The 20,725-nt window shown below is 38.1% G+C and carries 24 protein-coding genes and 1 riboswitch; of the genes, 16 read left to right on the top strand and 8 right to left on the bottom strand.

The window, feature by feature from the left end; translation table 11 throughout:
* The first annotated feature begins 167 nt into the window (after positions 1–167).
* Genes ACIQYS_RS12570 through ACIQYS_RS12560 form a run of 3 tightly spaced genes read left to right on the top strand, consistent with a single transcriptional unit; the run spans position 168 to position 2,272 of the window.
* On the top strand, positions 168–767 hold the full coding sequence (locus ACIQYS_RS12570; protein ID WP_402980077.1) for a TetR/AcrR family transcriptional regulator: 600 nt from the start codon (positions 168–170) through the stop codon (positions 765–767).
* Position 768: 1 nt separating this feature from the next.
* A complete protein-coding gene (locus tag ACIQYS_RS12565; protein ID WP_402980074.1) occupies positions 769–1,437 on the top strand; it encodes a GDSL-type esterase/lipase family protein in 669 nt (222 codons plus the stop codon).
* 16 nt (positions 1,438–1,453) lie between these two features.
* Positions 1,454–2,272: an SDR family NAD(P)-dependent oxidoreductase gene (locus ACIQYS_RS12560; RefSeq protein ID WP_402980071.1), complete on the top strand. Its 819-nt coding sequence runs from the start codon at positions 1,454–1,456 to the stop codon at positions 2,270–2,272.
* A 26-nt stretch (positions 2,273–2,298) separates the two neighbouring features.
* Here the strand turns inward: ACIQYS_RS12560 and ACIQYS_RS12555 are convergent, their stop codons facing one another.
* The gene (locus ACIQYS_RS12555) at positions 2,299–2,886 is read right to left on the bottom strand and encodes a YdcF family protein (RefSeq protein ID WP_402980178.1); all 588 of its coding nucleotides are present in this window, start codon (positions 2,884–2,886) and stop codon (positions 2,299–2,301) included.
* Between the two features lie 5 nt (positions 2,887–2,891).
* On the bottom strand, positions 2,892–3,533 hold the full coding sequence (locus ACIQYS_RS12550) for a glycerol-3-phosphate acyltransferase (RefSeq protein WP_402980068.1): 642 nt from the start codon (positions 3,531–3,533) through the stop codon (positions 2,892–2,894).
* Between the two features lie 141 nt (positions 3,534–3,674).
* Positions 3,675–3,792: riboswitch (SAM riboswitch) on the top strand.
* Between the two features lie 118 nt (positions 3,793–3,910).
* Between ACIQYS_RS12550 and ACIQYS_RS12545 the strand changes: the two genes are divergently transcribed.
* From ACIQYS_RS12545 to ACIQYS_RS12535, 3 genes are all read left to right on the top strand, one after another.
* A complete protein-coding gene (locus tag ACIQYS_RS12545; RefSeq protein WP_402980063.1) occupies positions 3,911–5,203 on the top strand; it encodes an O-acetylhomoserine aminocarboxypropyltransferase/cysteine synthase family protein in 1,293 nt (430 codons plus the stop codon).
* A 79-nt stretch (positions 5,204–5,282) separates the two neighbouring features.
* Complete coding sequence (locus ACIQYS_RS12540; RefSeq protein ID WP_402980058.1) at positions 5,283–6,269, top strand: homoserine dehydrogenase; 987 nt, start codon at positions 5,283–5,285, stop codon at positions 6,267–6,269.
* A gap of 812 nt (positions 6,270–7,081) precedes the next feature.
* Positions 7,082–7,537 (top strand): GNAT family N-acetyltransferase, encoded by a 456-nt coding sequence (locus tag ACIQYS_RS12535; RefSeq protein ID WP_402980055.1) that lies wholly within the window; start codon positions 7,082–7,084, stop codon positions 7,535–7,537.
* 367 nt (positions 7,538–7,904) lie between these two features.
* Here the strand turns inward: ACIQYS_RS12535 and ACIQYS_RS12530 are convergent, their stop codons facing one another.
* Positions 7,905–8,135 (bottom strand): excisionase family DNA-binding protein, encoded by a 231-nt coding sequence (locus tag ACIQYS_RS12530; protein WP_142538991.1) that lies wholly within the window; start codon positions 8,133–8,135, stop codon positions 7,905–7,907.
* A gap of 96 nt (positions 8,136–8,231) precedes the next feature.
* On the opposite strand from ACIQYS_RS12530, the gene ACIQYS_RS12525 reads away from it, so the two are divergent.
* Positions 8,232–9,119: a DMT family transporter gene (locus ACIQYS_RS12525; RefSeq protein WP_402980051.1), complete on the top strand. Its 888-nt coding sequence runs from the start codon at positions 8,232–8,234 to the stop codon at positions 9,117–9,119.
* Between the two features lie 43 nt (positions 9,120–9,162).
* Here the strand turns inward: ACIQYS_RS12525 and ACIQYS_RS12520 are convergent, their stop codons facing one another.
* A complete protein-coding gene (locus ACIQYS_RS12520; RefSeq protein ID WP_402980048.1) occupies positions 9,163–9,819 on the bottom strand; it encodes a LytR/AlgR family response regulator transcription factor in 657 nt (218 codons plus the stop codon).
* A gap of 203 nt (positions 9,820–10,022) precedes the next feature.
* Here ACIQYS_RS12520 and aceA point away from each other — a divergent pair, with 203 nt between their 5' ends.
* The 5 genes from aceA (at position 10,023) to ACIQYS_RS12495 (ending at position 13,807) form a co-directional block, all read left to right on the top strand.
* Positions 10,023–11,306 carry an isocitrate lyase gene (gene aceA / locus ACIQYS_RS12515; RefSeq protein ID WP_402980045.1) on the top strand — a complete coding sequence of 428 codons (1,284 nt, stop codon included), beginning with the start codon at positions 10,023–10,025 and terminating at the stop codon, positions 11,304–11,306.
* A gap of 29 nt (positions 11,307–11,335) precedes the next feature.
* On the top strand, positions 11,336–12,928 hold the full coding sequence (gene aceB, locus ACIQYS_RS12510) for a malate synthase A (RefSeq protein ID WP_402980042.1): 1,593 nt from the start codon (positions 11,336–11,338) through the stop codon (positions 12,926–12,928).
* Positions 12,929–12,940: 12 nt separating this feature from the next.
* Positions 12,941–13,063, top strand: a complete 123-nt coding sequence (locus ACIQYS_RS12505) for a YhfH family protein (RefSeq protein ID WP_402980039.1) — start codon at positions 12,941–12,943, stop codon at positions 13,061–13,063.
* 162 nt (positions 13,064–13,225) lie between these two features.
* Complete coding sequence (locus ACIQYS_RS12500; protein WP_402980036.1) at positions 13,226–13,447, top strand: transcriptional regulator; 222 nt, start codon at positions 13,226–13,228, stop codon at positions 13,445–13,447.
* Positions 13,448–13,456: 9 nt separating this feature from the next.
* Positions 13,457–13,807: a YolD-like family protein gene (locus tag ACIQYS_RS12495; RefSeq protein ID WP_402980033.1), complete on the top strand. Its 351-nt coding sequence runs from the start codon at positions 13,457–13,459 to the stop codon at positions 13,805–13,807.
* A 69-nt stretch (positions 13,808–13,876) separates the two neighbouring features.
* Here ACIQYS_RS12495 and ACIQYS_RS12490 read toward each other — a convergent pair whose 3' ends face one another.
* A complete protein-coding gene (locus ACIQYS_RS12490) occupies positions 13,877–14,224 on the bottom strand; it encodes an ASCH domain-containing protein (protein ID WP_402980030.1) in 348 nt (115 codons plus the stop codon).
* A gap of 96 nt (positions 14,225–14,320) precedes the next feature.
* The gene (locus ACIQYS_RS12485; RefSeq protein WP_402980027.1) at positions 14,321–15,175 is read right to left on the bottom strand and encodes a BsuPI-related putative proteinase inhibitor; all 855 of its coding nucleotides are present in this window, start codon (positions 15,173–15,175) and stop codon (positions 14,321–14,323) included.
* Positions 15,176–15,336: 161 nt separating this feature from the next.
* Here ACIQYS_RS12485 and ACIQYS_RS12480 point away from each other — a divergent pair, with 161 nt between their 5' ends.
* Genes ACIQYS_RS12480 through ACIQYS_RS12470 form a run of 3 tightly spaced genes read left to right on the top strand, consistent with a single transcriptional unit; the run spans position 15,337 to position 18,345 of the window.
* Entirely contained in the window at positions 15,337–16,029 is a 693-nt protein-coding gene (locus ACIQYS_RS12480) for a response regulator transcription factor (protein WP_402980024.1), read from the top strand.
* Complete coding sequence (locus tag ACIQYS_RS12475; RefSeq protein ID WP_402980021.1) at positions 16,007–16,174, top strand: hypothetical protein; 168 nt, start codon at positions 16,007–16,009, stop codon at positions 16,172–16,174. The genes ACIQYS_RS12480 and ACIQYS_RS12475 overlap by 23 nt, the downstream gene beginning before the upstream one ends.
* The gene (locus tag ACIQYS_RS12470; protein WP_402980018.1) at positions 16,171–18,345 is read left to right on the top strand and encodes a histidine kinase dimerization/phospho-acceptor domain-containing protein; all 2,175 of its coding nucleotides are present in this window, start codon (positions 16,171–16,173) and stop codon (positions 18,343–18,345) included. Before ACIQYS_RS12475 ends, ACIQYS_RS12470 begins: the two co-directional genes overlap by 4 nt.
* Before the next feature lie 402 nt (positions 18,346–18,747).
* Here the strand turns inward: ACIQYS_RS12470 and ACIQYS_RS12465 are convergent, their stop codons facing one another.
* Positions 18,748–19,608 carry a nuclease-related domain-containing protein gene (locus ACIQYS_RS12465; RefSeq protein WP_402980175.1) on the bottom strand — a complete coding sequence of 287 codons (861 nt, stop codon included), beginning with the start codon at positions 19,606–19,608 and terminating at the stop codon, positions 18,748–18,750.
* Positions 19,609–19,836: 228 nt separating this feature from the next.
* Here ACIQYS_RS12465 and ACIQYS_RS12460 point away from each other — a divergent pair, with 228 nt between their 5' ends.
* Positions 19,837–20,346 (top strand): P-loop NTPase family protein, encoded by a 510-nt coding sequence (locus ACIQYS_RS12460; RefSeq protein ID WP_402980015.1) that lies wholly within the window; start codon positions 19,837–19,839, stop codon positions 20,344–20,346.
* Positions 20,347–20,390: 44 nt separating this feature from the next.
* Here ACIQYS_RS12460 and ACIQYS_RS12455 read toward each other — a convergent pair whose 3' ends face one another.
* Complete coding sequence (locus ACIQYS_RS12455; RefSeq protein WP_402980012.1) at positions 20,391–20,678, bottom strand: hypothetical protein; 288 nt, start codon at positions 20,676–20,678, stop codon at positions 20,391–20,393.
* Positions 20,679–20,725: the final 47 nt, after the last annotated feature.

Below are 20,725 nucleotides of genomic sequence, written 5' to 3'. Positions count from 1 at the left end.
AACTAATGCCTCGTGTTCATTGGGCAATACATTTCCAATAAGATGTATTGCTTTTAATCCAAAGTGACAATATTATGAACACTCATAAAATGATTTGAATTTTCAGTTAAATAATTTATAATTTAAATAGAACGATTGTTCAAATGTAAGAAGGAGCTTCTAAAATATTGAATAAAAGACGTTATGATAGCGATAAAGCAAGGCAAGTAATAATGGAAAATTCATTCCTTTTATTTTCTGAAAAGGGATATACTCAAACAACCGTAGGGGATATTTCAAAAGCCTCTGGTTATAGTAAGGGACATATTTATTATCATTTTGAAAATAAAGAAAAGCTTTTTGTTTTATTAGCACAAAAATCAATGCGGGAATGGTATGAAAAATGGTTGGAAAAGGAACCGGCTTATTCAACTGCTACAGAGAAATGGTATGGAATGGCTATGCATGTTTTATACAATTACCAGACACCACTATTAAAAGCAGGGCAGGAGTTAGCATCTGATCCAAAATCAAGTCCAGAATCCGTGCAGAAATTATTCGAGCTAGCAGTAATACCAATGGGATCTTACCGTTCTATATTTCAAGAAGGGGTTGAACATGGAGAATTTAAAGAAGGAAATATTGAGGAGTGGACTGCACTATTAGGAACATGGCTAGGTGGCTTATGCCAACTTACGAACACCACCCAAGATTTAAGTACGCTAGAGCCACTTTTTAAACAAGCGATTACAATCTTTTTAGCTTCGATTAAAAAAAGGGGGAATTGATATGAAAATTGGGTTCATTGGAGACAGTCTAACAGATGGTAGACCTGGCGTTTCTTTCTTTCACATTTTAAAAGAAAGGTACCCAACTGTCACGTTCGTCAATCTTGGGAAACCAGGGGAAACAGTTAAAAGCTTGCATGTACGGTTAACAAAAATGAAGCTAGCTACTGACTATGATTTGATATTCCTTTGGATCGGTGTCAATGATGTCTATTCTAAACTCTTAAGTGTTCAAGCACAGCCAGTGGTAAATAACCATGAAGAGTTTAAAGAAATTTATCAGCAAATTTTAGATATGGTAATTGCTTCATCAAGAAAGGTAGTTACCGTATCGCCATCCATAGTTGGCGAAGACCTTCACAATTCTCCTAATCAAGAAACGAAAGAATTGGCAGCCCTTATCGAATCCATTAGTAAAGTGAAGAGTGTAGATTATGTGAATATACAAGCAGCATTTAAGGAGCACTTAGTCAATGTAAATAGTTCAGATTACATTAGCACAAATCCGATGAGAGTCATGCTGGATGTTTTCTTCTATAAGAAACCTTCTAAAATCGACGAGTTATCAAAGAAAAGAGGACTAAATCTTACATTAGATGGAATTCATTTAAATAGTACTGGTGCACAAATTGTAGCGGACGTATATGCAGCAAGTATAAATCGGTTATAAAAATGGGGGATTTCGTATGGGAGACTACAAAAAGATTGCTATTGTAACAGGTGGTGCTTCAGGAATAGGTAGGGCATTATGCAACGAACTCGTGTCCCAAGATGTATTTGTAATTATTGCAGATATAAATGAAAAAGAGGGAAAAACTGCGGAGGTTCAACTTAACGAAACGGGGCCTAATGCTAGGTATGAGTATATGGATGTTACTGATTATAAAAGCGTGGAGAGTGTAATTGAATATACGTACAAAGAATTTGGGCGATTAGATTATCTATTTAACAATGCGGGTATTACAATGTATGGAGAGTTATATGATATGTCGAGGGAAGACTGGAAGGAAATTGTGAACGTTAATTTGTGGGGAGTAATCAATGGAACACAGGTTGGATATCGTATCATGAAAGAGCAAGGATTCGGTCATCTCGTTAACACAGCATCAGCTGCCGGGCTTGGGCCATCTCCTCTTACTACTGCTTACTCGACAACCAAACATGCTATTGTAGGCTTGACTAATTCTTTACATTTTGAAGCAGAAGAATATGGGGTAAAAGTGAGCACGCTTTGTCCAACATTTGTTGATACGCCTATTTTTACTAGTGCCAAGGCAATCAATATAGACAAAGTAGCTATGTACAAACAATTAGAAAAGCAAAAGTTAATGTCTCCAGAAAAACTAGCTAAAATCGCTTTGGATGGCGTTCATAAAAACAAACCGATTATTTGTCCAATGCCATTGCGTAGAACAATGGATATCTTTTTCACGCTAGTTCCTACAGCCCACCGTTCTCTTATGAAATTAGTTTGTAGGGAAGGTAGAAAAGCACGAATTTCTTAGACAAAATAACTCCGAGTATCTCGGAGTTATTTCCCTACAATATAAGTCTTTAAAAGCGCAGCTCGCTCACGCAATCTCACTTTCGCCTTCACCACTTTTGGCGTTTCTGCAGCTACAACATCCGTATCCCAATTTAGCTTACGAGCAAGCATTTTCGCACGATATAGATGGTAATCGCTCGTAATAATCGTCACAGAATCCACATCATCCGGCAACAGCTCTTGCGAAAACAACAAGTTTTCATAAGTAGAGGTCGAACGATTTTCCACGATGATACGCTCCTCTGCTAACCCGTTTTCCAAAAGGAAGTTTTTCATTAATACAGCTTCCTCTATATCTTCATCGGGACCTTGTCCACCAGATACGACGAGCTTCACATGAGGATTTTCTACAGCATACGCGAGTGCCGCTTCTAAACGATAACGTAAAGCAAGAGAAGGGACATTTCCTTTTTTCACTTTTGCACCAAGCACGATGGCGTATTCATTGGATCCATTTGCTTTCGGTTCTAATCCATCGTCTAGCCATTTGCTCGTGATCATCCACATACCAAATCCGCCTGATATAACAACTAGTAAAGGAATAAGCACGATCCACCTCACTTTTTTCTTCATATCATTCACACAGATGGTTTCTTTTTCTTCAAGAACGCGGATATTCTTGGTTCTTCTTTACGGGCTAGACGGCGAAAGTTTTCGATATGGAGAATAAGAGCCATGACGAATAAAAAAACGGCAACCGCAATAGGTGCAACCCCTTCGGCAAACCAAATGGAAGCCACTATAAATACTGCATAAAATACAAACACACCGATCAATAAAAAATCCGTTAAAAAAGTCGTACCTACTAATAATAAAAGTCCAATAAGTCCAATAGGCCAATATATAGCAAATAGTATTCCAATTATCGAAGCGGTCCCTTTCCCACCCTGAAATCTAGTATAAATTGGGAAATTATGCCCTAAAATAACAGCAGCTCCAGCCAAATAAAGCAATAAATCCGATTCCATAACGGAAAAAATACCATATTGTTGGATGCAAAAACGCACGCCGACAATAACGAGTACTCCCTTTAAAATATCAATCACAGCGACTAGGATGCCATATTTCATACCTAGCACAATCGCCGCATTCGAAGCACCAGAATTTTTGAGCCCTTCTTTTTTGATATTGACGCCACTTAGAACCTGCGCAACTTTCGAACCATGGATTGAGCCGACTAAGTAACTAATAACTAATATAATCAAAATCCAAACTGCCATCATCTCACCTCTCTATCTAATAACTACAATACATTAAACGTTCCATCACCAAAGAAGTTTCAGAATTTTTTATAAAAACACTTGACTTATAGTTTAATAGAATCTTATACTTTGTATCAAGATGGAAAACTAAATCTAATACTCTTATCAAGAGTGGCGGAGGGACTAGGCCCTGCGATGCCCGGCAACCACCGAGTTCTAAACTTGGAAAGGTGCTAATTCCTACAAATTCGGATTACTCGAATTTGGAAGATAAGAGGAGGAACATGCGAAACTGCACCCCTCTTCTTAATCGAAGCGGGGTTTTTTGTTTGTCCTAATGATTCTTACCCGTTTCCCAATGCGTCCATCTAAACTATTTTTAGGAGGAATTCAAAATGACAAATCTTCAAAAAGAAACAGTTCTTTTGCACGGTGGTCAACAGCCAGATCCAGTAACAGGTTCACGAGCAGTATCTATTCACAAAACGACTTCTTACGTATTTCGCGATACAGAACATGCACAAAATCTTTTTGCATTAAAAGAAACGGGCAATATTTACTCTCGTATTATGAACCCGACTGTCGATGTTTTCGAACAACGAGTAGCGCTTCTTGAAGGTGGAACGGCAGCAGTTGCAGTATCTTCGGGTATGGCGGCAATTGCGTTCTCGATTTTGAATATTGCGGGCGCAGGGGACGAAATAATTGCAGCAGAAAACTTATATGGCGGTACATTTAATTTATTTGCACATACGCTGCCTCGTTACGGCATTACGGTAAAATTCGTTGACTCTACTAATCCGGAAAACTTCCGTGCTGCAGTAACTAATAAAACAAAAGGCTTTTTCGCAGAAACGATTGGAAACCCAAGTCTAAATATATTAGATATAGAAAAAGTAGCGGCGATTGCAAATGAAGTAGGCGTTCCACTTTTAATAGATAATACATTCGCTACTCCGTATGGAACGAACCCGATTAAGCACGGTGCTCATGTTGTTATCCATTCCGCTACGAAATGGATTGGCGGACATGGAACGACGATCGGTGGAATCGTGGTAGACGGAGGAAACTTTGACTGGAACTCAGATAAATTCCCAGGGTTTACTGAACCAGATATAACATATCACGGATTACGCTATGGAATCGATGTACCAAACGTCGCATTTGCGATTAAATTACGTGTACAGCTTCTACGTGATTTCGGACCTTCGTTAAGTCCAGAAGCAGCGTTTTCGTTCTTACAAGGGCTAGAAACGCTCCATCTTCGAGTACCTAAGCACAATGAGAATGCACAAAAAATTGCGGAATATTTAGTAAACCATGAAGGTGTAGAATGGGTGAATTATTTAGGATTGGAAGATCATCCGTCTCATGAACTGGCGAAAAAATATCTACAAAACGGCTTTGGGTCTATCTTAAACTTTGGCGTAAAAGGCGGAAGAGAAGCAGGTCGTCGCATTATCGATAATATAGAAATTTGGTCGCATGTAGCAAACGTGGGAGACGCGAAGTCATTGATTATTCACCCAGCTTCTACAACACATCAACAGTTAACACCAGAAGATTTAGTGAAAACAGGCGTAACAGAGGATCTAATCCGCTTGTCTGTAGGGTTAGAAGCGGTAGAGGACTTACAAAATGCTTTAGATAAAGTACTTGTGGAAAAAACAAATGTCCTCTCTAGATAGAATTTTGTTGTTAATTGGGCGGAAATAGTCTACAATATGTAAAAAGCTCAATTGTGCAGATTTAGTTGGAGGAGAAAGTATGGCGAAAATAAAAGCAGCAATCTTAGGTTTCGGAACAGTCGGTCAAGGGATATATCATATTGTCAATGAAAAAAAAGAAGACTTAAAAAAATCGCTAGGATTGGATATTGAAATTAGCGCTATTCTTGTCCATAACCTATCCAAAGAAAGAATAGAAACTCCTGGTGTACTAGTAACAGATGACTTCGAGGACATCATTAACATTCCTGGACTACAAGTAGTTTTTGAAGCTATTGTCAATGAAGAACCGGCGTATAGCTATTTATGTCGAGCGATTGATAAAGGTTGTCACGTCATTACAGCAAATAAAGTGATGTTCTCCAAGTATAGTATTCCGCTACAAGAGCGCGCGAAATCCCGAGGCGTATTTGTCGGGTATGAAGCAACTACAGCTGGTGGAGTTCCTGTCATTAAAACATTGAAAAATTTGCTTCAAGTCAATTCAGTGAAGAAAATTCAAGGAATTTTAAATGGAACGTCGAATTACATTTTAACGCAAATGCGTGTAGATGAATGTCAGTTTGAAGATGCTTTAAAAGAAGCACAGCTCCTAGGATATGCAGAAGCAGATCCATATAATGACGTCTCAGGTCAAGACGCCTTCCGTAAATTAATGATTTTAAGTGCGCTCGCTTTTGGTAAACAGCCAAACTGGAACGATGTAAAAGTAGTGGGAATTGATGAAATTTCATTAGAGGATGTGAAAAAAGCGAAGCAAGAAGGTCTTCGTTACCGACATGTTGCAGAAATTGAGCAAGATGAAAACGGGGAACTATTTGCATCGGTTGGACCGCAACTTGTAGGCCCAGATCATCCTTTATACGCGATAGAAGGAGTAAATAACGCTGTTTCACTAGATACAAACTACATCGGGACCCTCACATTAGTAGGACCGGGTGCGGGGATGTATCCAACTGCAAGTGTTATGGTAGAAGATTACGCGGAAATCATTGGAAAACGTGCAGGATTTTTTATTACGATTTAAAATATATAGAAGTAAAAAATAGGATGATCTCTAATTGTAGAGTATCATCCTATTTTTTGTCGTTTTCTAGGGATTAGAAAGTAACGTAATATGGGAAAGTGTGTCATAAGGTATCCGCCATGATTTTCGCTGCAGGACGGACGCTTTCCACCGGGTGAGCGATGAGCCATTCCCGCCGCTTGCGCGTACGTTGGAATGTCTCATTAAGCTCACTCATCCGGCAGGAGTCGCCGCCTGCCGCAAAAATCAATGGGAGTTGCTCACTTTACAGTGTCGGCTCGCTAAAAAACAAAATTTTATCCAGTTTTCCAATTGCTTGTATCCAGTAATTGGATTAGGGCAACAAACTAATCATTTAAAGCAACTAGTTCTAGTCTGAAAGCAACTAAATCGGCACGAGACCAACTAAATTGCCTGCGAAAGCAACTAATTCTTACAATAGCAAGTTTACTTGGAGTGAGATGACTATAGTTGCGGCTCATGCAGGGTGCGTCAAACGAGAAGGCTAGCGGTCCCTTTCGACGCATTATCCCTAGTAAGTGAAGAATTGCATCATCACAAATTTCTAAAAGAAGATGAGCTTTTTCCATATAGGGAGCTTGGAAGTTAGCCTTAATTTATTGTTGTATATGGAAATTCAGGAAAAACAAATAGTGAAAGAATAATAGGGCATAGACTTTTTATGTTTTGAAAGTGTGTTTCTTGGTATTTCTAACGCTTTTGTATAATCCCCTTCTTAATGCAGCCAGTTAGTGAAAAGAAGGAATTGAATGCTGTTTTATAGAAGTTACAAGTTAAGGGGGAGAAAAACGATGGTTGAGTTAGTTTTAATGAATTCCGATGAGTATCAAAAATATCTTTCTTCAGCGATAAAATCATATGCGGAAGAAAAAGTTTTATCCGGAAATTGGGATCAGGAAGAATCAATTAGTAAAGCGAAAGAGGAATATTCGAAGCTTTTGCCGAAAGGCGAGAAGACAGAGAGTAATTTCTTATACACTGTTCTGAATGAAGACAAGGCAGTTGGAGTTATATGGCTTGCACAAAAATCTGAAAAAGAAGGATTTATCTATGATATATACATATTAGAAAAATACCAAGGATTTGGGTATGGTAAGGAAGCAATGAGGCAAATAGAGAATGTTGGGCAGAAACTTGGAATGAATAAAATAGGTCTTCATGTTTTTGGTCATAACAAAGTAGCAAGAGGATTATATGAAAAATTAGGTTATCAGACTACAAATGTTTTGATGGAAAAAGAAATTTAATACTATCTTTTTCTCAACTACTATGAAGTTTTGTGCTGCATTATTGGCTAACGGATCATTTCAAAAAAACGAAAAGTTGAAATACAATGAGCTTGGAGATACTTTCCTAGCTCATTTTTATGTTTTTTTTTATTTTCTATAAAATAATATCTATCATCTTGCCACATAGAATGACAAGTTCCCCAGCCTTGACTTATCTACGGTTTCCCAAGTTCCGTGAACACTCATCAGGATAAGCATTTGCTTTTTCTTACTTAAATTTCTCTAGGATTCGCATTACCACGAATTGTGTATGCTACTGGTACTAAAAATCAAAAGGATTTCCCCACATACGGAGAAAACCCTGTTTGCTTTAACTATTTAAATGCTAATCCTCATCTTTCACATCAATATCATCCGGAATGGGTGTGTTGCGCCATTCGTCAATTTGGCGTTTTAACTCTTCTACTTGCTCCAAATGTGTTTGGAATTGAGCACTATTAACGTAATAATCTTCTCCATCGAAGATTGCACGAATCTTTTTTTCAGCAATATAGCGTTTCACTTGTTCAATAGGCATAGATAAATAATTCGCAGTTTCTTCTACTGTCATATACACGGGGCATGCCTCCTATCTATATAAGTATAAGATACGATGGTCACTATCTCAATATGTGCTATATTGAAAGTAAAACAAGAATTTTCAGGAGGGGCGATGGGATTGTCTGTAATACCATACATATTTGTATTACTTGGCGCCATTTTATGGGGGACGACGGGGACGGCGCAAACGTTTTTACCGGAAAATGCGCACCCTTTCGTTATAAGTGCGGGGCGTTCAGCGGTCGGTGGTTTTTCATTATTAATCGCAATGATTCTATTAAAGAAAATTAAGTTTAAAAGTTGGCCGTGGAAAGAGACGATATACGCTGCAATCTGCATATCACTTTTTCAGCTATTGTTTTTTTCTTCCGTTAAATTAACAGGAGTAGCAATTGCGAGTGTAGTTGCAATCGGAAGTGCCCCGGTATTTTCAGGAGTAATCGAATGGGTATTTTTAAAAGTGAGACCGTCAAAAATTTGGGGAATTTCGACAGCTTTCGCATTACTAGGATGTATTTTTTTGTTTATGAATAAAGGGGAAATTACGATCAATCCAGTTGGTGTTATGTACTCTTTAATTGCTGGAGTGGGATTTGCGATATATACTCTATCGAGCAAATCGCTCCTTCGAAAAGAAGAAGTAATTCCAGTAGTCGCAATGACTTTCTCTGTTAGTGCTATCTTTTTGTCACCATTTTGGTTTTTGTACGATGTCAGCTGGCTACAGAATGCTGGAAATGTAGGAATTATCTTTTACTTAGGGCTGGCGACGACGAGCGTGGCGTATGTGTTATATGGAAGAGGATTGAATAAGATTCCCTCTTCCTCTGCACTAACATTGTCGCTTGCAGAACCGACGACTGCTGCATTGTTGGGAGTATTTATCGTAGGAGAAATACTAAGTGCGACTTCTTGGGTTGGTATTTTGTTATTGCTTGGAAGTATCGTTGTTCTGACTGTTGGGAGTAGTTCGACGAAGCAAATACCTGTTAATAGTTAAATATAATAAAGAGCTATCTCCGCTTGAGGTAGCTCTTTCGCATTTAAAAACCTAAAGCATTCCGAACATTAGCCGTATATGTCTGACTTATAGGAAGTTCTGTACCGTCCTGGAGTAGCACTAATAAATTAGAAGAAAAATCTCGGATGATTCGATCGATAAAAGCTACATTTACAATATAAGATCGATGAATGCGTAAAAATGATTCTGGGAGGCGTTGTTGTAATTCTTTCAGCGGAATGCTCGTTTTATAAGGTTCTTTATTTGCATAAAACCATGTTTTTTTCTGAAGACTTTCCATGTATGCAATTTTCTCGATTGGTATTGGTCGCCATTCTTCTTCTAACTTCCCCGTCAAGAAACGGTAAGGCGCTGGATTTATAACAGGGTGTTTTGGAGGTAGTATAACAATAAGAGCTCCAGTTTCTTCTAAAAAATTTATAGGATAGGCGATTCCGTAATAAGGTTCGCTTAGAATGAAATCCTCTACGACACCCTCTGTTCTACAACAGGTCTGCATAGCTATTTCTGCAATGCTTCCTTCTTTCACTTTTTGTTTATTGCTCAGCTGCCAGTTTTGCTTTTTTGCATCAACATAAATGTACTCACCCCTTGCTGCAATGGCGATAGAAGCTTCTTTCGGAATCCAATCTTCCAACAAAGCGATATATTGTAGAAGTTGTTCTTTCGATATTTCCATTCATTTCCCTCCAGTATAAAAATTTCTTCGTTCATCCACCGTATTTGTATTTCATCCTCTTTAAACAGTCGTTTATCTAAAAGTCTATGCAAAATTCAGAATATTGTTATATAGTAGATTACAAGAAAACAAACTGTTATGGAACAGTAAGAAAGTAATGTTTTTAACTGTTTCATACATTAAATGAAGAGAGGATGATGAACATGTTAACAAGGCAACAACGAGTAGAACAATTACGTGCAGAGTGGGATCAAGAAAATCGTTGGAAAGGAATTGAACGTCCATATTCACCAGAGGAAGTGATTAAGCTTCGTGGCTCCTTACAAATTGAACATACGCTAGCTCGTAAAGGTTCGGAGCGTTTATGGAATTCTTTACACAAGGAAGATTTTATTAATGCGCTTGGAGCCCTCACAGGGAATCAGGCAGTACAACAAGTAAAAGCGGGACTCCAAGCGATTTACTTAAGTGGCTGGCAAGTTGCAGCAGATGCAAACCTTTCAGGACAAATGTATCCCGATCAAAGTCTTTACCCGGCAAACAGTGTGCCAGCAGTTGTAAAACGTATTAACCAAGCATTACAACGTGCCGATCAAATCGATCAAGCAGAAGGAAGAGGAGATCATTTCGACTGGTTCGCACCAATTATTGCTGATGCGGAAGCTGGATTTGGTGGACCATTAAATGTGTTTGAGTTAATGAAAGGCATGATCGAGGCTGGGGCTGCAGGTGTTCACTTAGAAGATCAGTTAGCATCTGAAAAGAAATGCGGACATCTTGGAGGAAAAGTACTTCTTCCTACACAAAATGCGATTCGTAATTTAATTGCGGCTCGTTTAGCAGCGGATGTGTCTGGTGTACCAACTGTATTAATCGCACGCACAGATGCGGACGCGGCGGATATGGTAACAAGCGATATTGATCCACGGGATGCAGATTTTATCACAGGTGAAAGAACGCCAGAAGGATTCTTCCGTACTAAACCAGGTATTGAGCAAGCAATCGCACGTGGCTTAGCATATGCTCCTTATGCGGATCTTATTTGGTGTGAAACGTCCCACCCAAGTCTAAAGGAAGCAAAACAATTCGCCGATGCGATTCATGCGCAATTTCCTGGGAAATTGCTTGCATATAACTGCTCACCTTCATTCAATTGGAAAGCAAATTTAGATGATGAGACAATTGGAAAATACCAAGTGGAGTTAGGAAAAATGGGTTATAAGTTCCAATTCGTAACACTTGCTGGTTTCCATGCATTAAACAACAGTATGTTTGAACTAGCACATGACTATAAAACAAACGGAATGGCAGCATACTCCAAACTTCAACAAGCAGAATTTGCGAACGAGGAAAAAGGGTATACGGCTACGAAACACCAACGTGAAGTTGGAACAGGTTACTTTGATGAAATTACCCAAGTAATATCTGGTGGAACTTCATCTACGACAGCGATGCGCGGTTCTACAGAAGTAGCACAATTTATATAATCAATCATGGGGATGGAGGTTATTAATAAATGGAACAAACAACAGCTAAAAAGATTGAAATAGTGGGAAAAGAAACAGAAGCAAGTAGAGAAATCCTAACAGAAGAAGCATTAGATTTTATAGCATCGATTCACCGCTTGTTTAATGAAAGAAGAATAGAATTACTGGAAACTCGCCAAGAACGCCAAAAACAGCTTGATAATGGAGGGACACTAGATTTCTTACTAGATACAAAAGCCATTCGGCAAGGAGGCTGGACAATTGCCCCACTTCCCGAAGACTTAAAGGATCGACGCGTAGAAATTACAGGACCCGTCAATCGCAAAATGGTCATCAATGCATTAAACTCCGGTGCCAAAACATTTATGGCTTGCTTCGAGGATGCGACATCACCAACTTGGGATAATATGATGGAAGGCCAAGTAAATATGCGCGATGCTGTTCGAAAAACCATTTCTTTTAAACAAGACAACGGTAAAGAGTACAACTTAAAAGAAAAGACAGCCATTCTAATGGTTCGTCCAAGAGGCTTACATTTACTCGAGAAAAATGTGCTCATCGACGGAGAGCAGATTGCAGGTGGATTCTTCGATTTCGGCTTATATTTTTTCCATAATGTAAAGGAATTATTAGCTCGTGGAACCGGTCCTTATTTCTACTTACCAAAGCTTGAGAGCCATATAGAAGCAAGATTATGGAATGACATTTTCGTATTTGCAGAAAAGCAGCTAGATGTTCCAAGTGGGACGATTAAAGCCACTGTGTTAATCGAAACCATTATGGCTGCTTTCGAAATGGATGAAATATTATATGAACTACGAGACCATTCTGCAGGGCTGAACTGCGGGCGTTGGGATTATATTTTCAGTTATATTAAACGGTTGCGCAATCAACCAAATGTGATTTTACCGGATCGTAGTCAAGTGACGATGACATCGCCATTTATGCGAGCGTATACACAACTTTGCATCCAAACTTGTCATCGTAGAAATGCCCCTGCAATCGGTGGAATGGCAGCACAAATTCCGATTAAAGGAGACGAAGCAGCAAACGAAGCTGCATTTGCAAAAGTTCGAGAAGACAAACGAAGGGAAGCAACAGATGGGCATGATGGAACATGGGTAGCACACCCTGGTCTGGTACCTGTAGCATTAGCAGAATTTGATGAGCATATGCCTACACCGAACCAGATTTATCGTAAACGAGAAGACGTGCAAGTAGACGCGAAGAATTTATTGGAAGTTCCGCAAGGCTCTATTACAGAAGATGGCTTGCGTTTAAATTGCAGTGTAGGGGTTCAATATATTGCGTCTTGGTTACGTGGGAACGGAGCAGCACCGATCAATCATTTAATGGAAGATGCTGCTACCGCAGAAATATCGCGTACACAAGTATGGCAATGGATTCGTCATCCAGAAGGAAAATTGGAGGACGGTCGAAAAGTTACCGAAAGTTTAGTACGAGAAACATTGCAAGAAGAACTAGATAAGCTGAAAAAAGCATTTGGCAGCGAGAACTATGCAAATGGTCGTTATACCGAAGCTGCCGAGCTATTCCTTTCTTTAATAAGTAAACAAGATTTTGTTGAATTTCTCACATTGCCAGGCTATGAAAAATTATAGGAGGTGATTTGCATGAAAACAACTACTCCAGAAGTAAGCACCAAACATTGTCGTGAATGCGGATGTGAAATTCATGAGAAAGTAGAATCATCCCTTTATGAATGCGAACGTTGCATCGGCATGAACGAAGAATAACTCCATACGAAAGCCCTATCTTCTTTAACGAGACGGATGGGGCTTTTCTGGGTTTAAGAAATGAAAAAATTTATAACAAATAAAATAAAATGCAAATAGCAGTATTTTCTAGTTGTAAAAAGAACATACGTTTCATATACTGAATGAAAAGGGGGAACGTTTGTGCGTGAATCATTAGAGAAATATTTCAGTCGAGGGCAAAATATTGAATTAATTTACCTATCTAAATTGAATGAAATCAGCAGTAGAAGGGTTAAAATACTGAAGGTACAAGATAACTCTTTTCAAGCATATTGCTTTAACAGAAAGGCAAAGCGAACATTTCTCATAACGAACGTATTAGCAATCGCTCCTGTTAGTCTAAAAGAAAGCAAGGTGATCTAGGTGGATAATTTGGGTGAACTAGATTTGTCAAAAGTACGGGATCGAGGAAATAAAAAGTGGGTTGCAATGATGTTGCCAGAACACGTTAAACTTCTTAGAGAATACATGGAGGAACAAAAGAGAGCTCCCCGTCCTGACCTAGATGAATGGGATTTAGATATCATTCAAGAAAATATTCAACTAGCGATGAAACGAAATGTAGAAGTGGAAATAAAAACATGGAGAAATGGAGTATTCCATATTCATTTAGGAAAGGTAATTTGGGTGGATATAAATAGAAGGAAAATTGAAATGGAAGACGTTCTCACATCATTCACATTGCAACTAGATGAGATCGTGGATGTCACTATATTATTATGAACGAAAAGATGTAAAACAAACCACCAACCAATAATGGCAGGTGGTTTTATAGTGGAAAAATTTCCGTACCTAAGCTTTTACCGGAGCGAATTCATGAACCCAAACTGTCATATGAGGTAACCATGGCATACCAGGGTGATAAGACAGAATTGATTGTTTATAGTCCTCTACTGATTCAAATCCTTCTTGTTGTGCATGCGCATTGGTCAAATCACCGAGCGTTTGAATATACACATGATCAATAACAAAAGACTGACCACTTAGTTCCATCACTTCACCTACATCTGCATAACGTCCGTTACGTCGAGTAGCTGTTTTCTTCCCTTGTAAAACTAGTTCTATATCAGACTCTTTCGTGATTAATCGTTCAATTGAACATGTTTTTGGAGGTAAATTCGTTTTTTCATGATTTGTCATGTAAAGCCCACCTTGTTAAAATAATTTTACTTTGCTATTTATACCTAAGTGTATACGTTAGTTGCGTTTCGAACTATGGTTATAAAAGAGTATATTTTAGTTAGGTGAATTAGAATAGAATCGATCTCGCGTAAATGGCTCCGACACAACTAGATGAGCGAGTGTAACCGGAGATTCGCCCTCTTTTTCAAAATATATTTCCTCTACTTCGGGAAAATTATCAAAATAGGAGTGTACAATGGTTCCGATGAACATGTTCTCCCCGGCACTTCCTTGTACATTATTTAATCCGCTGTCCATATTTAATACTAATTTCGTGTTATTATTCTCAAAACGATAGTCAATCAATCCAACATCAAGCACCATTATTTCTTCAAAAATTTGGCGAACTACATCACCTGAAGGATCAATTATTATTTCATATGGTTCCACATACTCCGCATTTGCATCCCCTTGATAGACGGTAATTGTTTCAGATGATATACCGCTTTCCAGTTCTTCATTTCCAGCCCACGTATAAGCTACCTGTTCTTTTTGTTCCTTTAATTCATTTGAAGTAGACCAAGCAATGAGTGTATAAGAACCAACAGGTACATTTGCTAATTCTGTTTGTAAATCAAGTGGAATGACTATTTCTTCATTTGGTTTTAGTACTTTTTCTTGAAGCGCTAAGGTAAACATTTTATCAGCTGAATACGTATAAACAATATTATTTTCATTGTCTATCAGTTGATATTCAATTTCCTGCCCACTTGGATATGTTAAGTTCTTCTCTTTTTCTGTTTCATTTTTAATCGTAAAGGAAGCATTGCCATCTTCTTTTATTTCTAATTTAGTCGTAATAGTTTTGTCTTCCTGCAGTTGCGGAACTCCGCCTGTAGTCGAAGATCCGCAGCTCGCTAGGAGCAAAATGATGAAAATCGAAAATACACCCCAAATAAGTTTTTTCATGGAATCACTCCTTTATATCATTAGACAGTTTACCTCGTAGAAAGTTACATTCTAATAATTTTACTTTTTTCTTAAGAAATTCTTCATAATTATCCTTCTGGAATGTTAAGAAATGAACGGTACAATAAGAAACATAAGGAAGAAGGTTTGGAGGTAAGCAGATGACCCAGTTTACAGTATTAGTGACCGATGATGACCAAGATATTCGTGATGGTATCGAAATTTATTTGAAAAACGAAGGATACAATGTGTTGAAAGCTGCGGATGGACTAGAAGCACTGCAGTTAATAGAAGAAAATGAAGTGCATGTCATTGTATTAGATATTATGATGCCAAAAATGGATGGGATAGCAGCAACATTTAAAATACGAGAACAAAAAAATATCCCAATTATTATGCTGAGTGCGAAGGCCGAGGATTCGGATAAAATTCACGGATTATCGGTCGGAGCAGATGATTATGTAACGAAACCTTTCCATCCAATGGAACTAGTGGCACGCGTGAAATCGCAGCTAAGACGCTACACAAAGCTCGGTACATATCAAGGGCAGCAAGCAATCATTGAAGTCGATGGACTCATGTTAAACAAAGAGGCAAAAGAACTTACGGTCGAAGGGGAACCGGTGAAGCTAACGCCCATCGAATTTAAAATCACAGAGCTTTTGATGGTAAATGCAGGACGAGTTTTTTCTATCAATGAAATATACGAGCGCGTTTGGCATGAACCTGCCTATAATGCTGAAAACATTGTAGCGGTGCATATTCGAAAAATACGCGAAAAAATAGAAGCAGATCCGAAAAATCCAAGATATGTGAAGGTGGTGTGGGGTGTTGGCTATAAAATCGACAAGTAAATGGAGTTTACTATTGTCTATTTTAGCAATTGTGTGCGGCATTATTTGTCTAATCTACTGTCTAGCTAACTGGATGCCACTAATAGAAATAAAAGAAAGTTTTGTTCAAATTATACGAAATATGAAAGGAGGCGTTGCAGGATGAAGCATGCAATAGGAAGAAATATTTTAATTAGTGTGTTGGCGGTAATCATTTTGTTATCACTATTTACACTAATAGAACAAGGACGGAAATTTATCGGTATGAGTTATTTTGATAGTGATGAATTTGGGTGGCAGTTATCCGAGTTTGAGACATCCATAATTCCGTTAGTTTTAGCAACACCAGATAAAGAAGAAGTGAAGAAAAAAATTACAGTAACGCCAGAGGAAATAGAGGAATACCGCTATCGATTTGGGGACCTAGAGAGCCAATTGAATTCGATAAGAAATCAATACGAAATTAGGGCAGGGGAAGTATCGACAGAAGCAGCGTCAGACACAGTACAAGAAGAAACCACGACCGTACAAACACCGAACAAGACTTTGCTTGCAGAGCGTGATAAAAGGTTAGCGGATATTACGAAAAACTTTGAAGATGATAGCTATGTAGAAAACAAGATTCGAGCGGAAAAAGAAGCGCAAGTAGATAGCTATTACAAATCAATTGAACATGCAAAAAATGATTTATTAAGTCAAAAAGAGGACTTTGTGTATGACTTAAAAAATGTCGAAACAGGAGAGCATTTTACAAACGGAGAAATAAGTTCGAAAAACGCCTATAAAAAAGAATATTCTAGTAAATATGGCTACTTAAAAGAGCGTACTGTCTTTCAACAATTGGATGAAAGTTGGCTAATCAGTGATATGATGGGAAATCCCTTTGCGCGTTTTGAAGGAACCATTGCTATTCCGGAATCGAGTATTTTAAGTGGACATAGAGCTTATGAATATAAAAGTTTTATAACAAACCAACGTAAGTTTTACGGAGTAGTCGTAGCAGGAATTTTAGCGGCAGTAGCATTTACTTTATTGTGGAGAAAAAATAGCGAAACCTTTCGACACGAGAGAAGCGAAGAAAAGTATCGTAAGTTGCCGATTGATATAAAATTAGCATCTTTTATTCTTAGTATTTTATTAGCCATAACTACTATGTCAAGTTTGGTAATGTTTGTAACATATAATGACTATGATATGCAAATCTATACATTTATTTTTGCAGTAATTTTTACAGCGTTCACGCTATACCAATGGAAGTGGATGCGTGCTGGATTTGGGTTAGTTGACTGGAAGGGAAGTCTTATCTATAGCTGGGGAAAGTCGTTAGAAGGATTTTTCTTGAAGCAATCTATCGGGCTTCAAACGTTAATCATGTTAATCGTCGTGTTTTTCTGGGGAGCTGGAACGTTGCTTGTAATCATGTTACCAGTGGCATTAATCGTTTGGATACCAGCGACTTTATTGATAGGGATTCCAGTACTCGTTGTTTTAATGTCTAGAATGGCGTACTTAAACCGTATTTTCGTGAAAACGGAGGAAATGGCGAAAGGCGTTATTGGAAATGGGATGGAAATAAAAGGAAAATCAGCAATTAAAGAGCATGCCGATAAGTTGAATGAAATACGTAACCTAATTAAGTCATCTCATTCAGAACAAGCAAAAAGTGAGCGATTAAAAACGGAGCTTATCACAAATGTAAGCCATGATCTTCGTACCCCGTTAACATCGATCATTACGTATACGGACTTGTTAAAAAATCCAAGCATTACAGATGAAGAGCGAGCATCATATATTGCGATTTTAGATAAAAAATCGATGCGTTTGAAAACTCTGATAGAGGACTTATTCGAAGTGTCTAAAATGGCATCAGGCAATATCGAATTAGATAAAAGAAAAGTCGATTTAACGCAATTATTGCAACAAGCAATTGCCGAACACCAGGAAGATATCGATAAATCAGGGTTAGATTACCGTGTAGCAATTGGAAAAAAACCAATTATGTCCTACGTCGACGGACAAAAATGGTGGCGAGTGCTTGATAATTTAATCATCAACACGTTGAAATATGCCCTCCCAAATACAAGGGTGTATATCAACTTGGATCAACTGGACGGAGAAGCTGTTTTCGTTATTAAAAATATAGCGAAGTATGAATTAGGTAATAATATCGATGAATTAACCGAGCGATTCAAACGAGCAGACACATCTCGCCATACAGACGGATCCGGTTTAGGGCTTGCGATTGCACAATCGATCGTAGACTTACATGGTGGCAGCTTACGAATGGAAGTAGATGGCGATTTATTTAAAGTAACAGTGAAAATTGGAGTGATTTAACAGAAGCGAGAAACCTTAGCAGGGGTTTCTCGCTTTTTGGTGTGAGGAAATAGGGTTGGTTGTTAGTGAGGGGTAGTTTAGTTGTAAAACTGGCGGCTTTAGTTGTAAAAACGTCGAGTTTAGTTGTGAAAGGTAATTTTATCCAGTAAATCCGCCTGTTTTACCTCTGAAAGATGAGTGTTTAAGTGGAACAAGCAAGGATAGTTGTAAAACTGAAGGTCTTAGTTGTAATTTCGGAGGATTTAGTTGTAAAAACGTCGAGTTTAGTTGTAAAAGGTGATTTTATCCAGTAAATCTGCTTGTTTTACCTCCGAAAGAAAAGTCTTTAAGTGGAACAAGCAAGGAAAGTTGTAAAATCCTTGAGTTTAGTAGTAGACGATCCTATAACCCAAAAACGCGACCTCACAAATGGTCGCGTTTAGAGGCTTTAGATTTCTGCATGACATAGTATCTGGATTTGTAGTGGTTCATGGGTTGAAGATCTAGTTTTTTCAACAAGTAGCTTGCTGCATACTTGTCTTTAAGTTCAAGAAAATAGACGCATTCCCGATTGGAAATTGTATCTTTTACAAGGTAAAACCAATCTTCAATCGCTTGTTTTTGCATGAGCAGTTTGGGGATTTTGCAATTTGGACATTTAGTCCGATCCTTTAGTTTTATAGCACAGTTTGGACAAAACAGGCCTGTTTTAATGTGTGAGACCGATAATGGATAGGTTTGTGCTAAAGGTTTTGGGATGAAATCTCGGGATTGGGATATTAAATAGTTCAGTAATTGCTGGAATTTAACTGTCGAGATGGTATCTGGAAGTTGGTTGTAATCGTCTATATGATTAAACAGATCACAGCCCATCACAATTTTAGTGTACTGTGGGGGAAGTACAACATGTGTTTTAGAATATGCTAGCACTATGAAGCTCTTGATAGGGAGGGTTATTTTAAGCGTTTGTAAAAGGGTTTGCAAATTTTTGACTTGTCTTTTTAGCTGTTGTTCAGGACATTTAAAAGGGGTGGTTACACCATCCACTTCACGAATCAGTTGATCGGGATTTTTTTGAAAAGATATTTTGCCTCGAATGTTTTTAATTTCTAAAATGGCAATATATTTTTTAGTCAGGATGAGCGTATCGAGCTGAACATAGTTATTTTCATGCAATTGGAAATGGAGATTTTTTAGGATGGCGGAGTGTTTGGGAAAATTCACTTGTTTTAAAAAGTTGTCGACATAACATTCACCTTTATATCCCGCTTCGGCGGACCGAATCTTCTTTTCTATTTCGAAATAGATATTTTGTTCTTTAGATAGACGGTGGAGTATACGTTTGTAGACTGGAACGACTTTGGGCAGGTTTCGTTGTGTGTCGATAAAAAAGCCTCCTTTGTTGTAGTGTATTTAGTATAGAAAGTACCACTTTATTGGAAAAAATACAAGCTAAGCTGAAAAGCGATCTCTCTCCATTTTAGATATACTTATTAATAGGGGGTTATAGAGATGAAGATTTATATAGTAGGATCGGTTGGTAGTGGTAAAACAACGCTAGCGCGTAAAGTGTCAGCAAAGCTTCAAGTCCCACATTTTGAAACAGATAATTTCGTATGGACAAGGCATCTGAAGGGGGACATTCGAAATGAAATAGAAGTGCGTGATCAGCTGTTACAGGATGCGATTATATTGGACCATTGGGTTATTGAAGGAGTTCATAAAGATTGGACAGATCCAGGGTTGCAAGTAGCGGATCAAATTATCTTTTTAGATTTCCCTTCTCAAAAGCGGGTACAGCGAATTGTAAAAAGATATATTTACCAGTTGTTGCGAATAGAGAAAGCAAATTATAAACCGACATTCTCTATGTTCCTTCGAATGTTCAAATGGAATAAATACTTCGAAGAGCAAATGAAGCCAGAGTTTATAATGAAGTGTAATGTTTATGATCATAAATTGTATCGTTTTCAAACAGATAAAGAGGTAAAAGATTGGTTTCACCAAATACAAAGAGGATGATCTATTAAGGTTATCCTCTTTTTATAAGCACCCCATCACTCTGGTCATCCTCTTTTATGTCGGGAACAGTTTCTACACTCATCTTTTTCTTTCTTCATCGCTTCCATTTGATCTAACAAACTATCAAGCTTATTCTGCATTTCGGAAACTTGTCGTTTTTGATCTCGTGCTGCCCGCTCATCTACCTTATCATCCCGATTTGCTTCATACAACTCAACGCCTGCCGCGATAGTATTTACTATAAACCCAATCGAAATAATGGCAGATCCTAAAACTTCAATGGACAAGGCAAGGTTAGGTGGTAATCCATCATACGGATCTTCAGGTATCATGTATGCTAACATCCTTTACTTCGTCTTTTCATTAGCATATGATAAAA

Source organism: Psychrobacillus sp. NPDC096426 (assembly GCF_044762745.1).
Taxonomy (GTDB): domain Bacteria; phylum Bacillota; class Bacilli; order Bacillales_A; family Planococcaceae; genus Psychrobacillus.
This window is presented reverse-complemented; position numbering and strand designations above follow the sequence as displayed.

Bases quoted from the DNA above. Each gene is read 5' to 3' on its own strand.
- ACIQYS_RS12545 (WP_402980063.1), top strand. From the start codon at position 3,911: ATGACAAATCTTCAAAAAGAAACAGTTCTTTTGCACGGTGGTCAACAG.
- ACIQYS_RS12520 (WP_402980048.1), bottom strand. From the start codon at position 9,819: ATGGAAATATCGAAAGAACAACTTCTACAATATATCGCTTTGTTGGAA.
- ACIQYS_RS12505 (WP_402980039.1), top strand. From the start codon at position 12,941: ATGAAAACAACTACTCCAGAAGTAAGCACCAAACATTGTCGTGAATGC.
- ACIQYS_RS12490 (WP_402980030.1), bottom strand. From the start codon at position 14,224: ATGACAAATCATGAAAAAACGAATTTACCTCCAAAAACATGTTCAATT.
- ACIQYS_RS12565 (WP_402980074.1), top strand. From the start codon at position 769: ATGAAAATTGGGTTCATTGGAGACAGTCTAACAGATGGTAGACCTGGC.
- ACIQYS_RS12485 (WP_402980027.1), bottom strand. From the start codon at position 15,175: ATGAAAAAACTTATTTGGGGTGTATTTTCGATTTTCATCATTTTGCTC.
- aceB (WP_402980042.1), top strand. From the start codon at position 11,336: ATGGAACAAACAACAGCTAAAAAGATTGAAATAGTGGGAAAAGAAACA.
- ACIQYS_RS12535 (WP_402980055.1), top strand. From the start codon at position 7,082: ATGGTTGAGTTAGTTTTAATGAATTCCGATGAGTATCAAAAATATCTT.
- ACIQYS_RS12555 (WP_402980178.1), bottom strand. From the start codon at position 2,886: ATGAAGAAAAAAGTGAGGTGGATCGTGCTTATTCCTTTACTAGTTGTT.
- ACIQYS_RS12455 (WP_402980012.1), bottom strand. From the start codon at position 20,678: ATGATACCTGAAGATCCGTATGATGGATTACCACCTAACCTTGCCTTG.
- ACIQYS_RS12560 (WP_402980071.1), top strand. From the start codon at position 1,454: ATGGGAGACTACAAAAAGATTGCTATTGTAACAGGTGGTGCTTCAGGA.
- ACIQYS_RS12525 (WP_402980051.1), top strand. From the start codon at position 8,232: ATGGGATTGTCTGTAATACCATACATATTTGTATTACTTGGCGCCATT.
- ACIQYS_RS12550 (WP_402980068.1), bottom strand. From the start codon at position 3,533: ATGGCAGTTTGGATTTTGATTATATTAGTTATTAGTTACTTAGTCGGC.
- ACIQYS_RS12480 (WP_402980024.1), top strand. From the start codon at position 15,337: ATGACCCAGTTTACAGTATTAGTGACCGATGATGACCAAGATATTCGT.
- ACIQYS_RS12470 (WP_402980018.1), top strand. From the start codon at position 16,171: ATGAAGCATGCAATAGGAAGAAATATTTTAATTAGTGTGTTGGCGGTA.
- ACIQYS_RS12460 (WP_402980015.1), top strand. From the start codon at position 19,837: ATGAAGATTTATATAGTAGGATCGGTTGGTAGTGGTAAAACAACGCTA.
- ACIQYS_RS12540 (WP_402980058.1), top strand. From the start codon at position 5,283: ATGGCGAAAATAAAAGCAGCAATCTTAGGTTTCGGAACAGTCGGTCAA.
- aceA (WP_402980045.1), top strand. From the start codon at position 10,023: ATGTTAACAAGGCAACAACGAGTAGAACAATTACGTGCAGAGTGGGAT.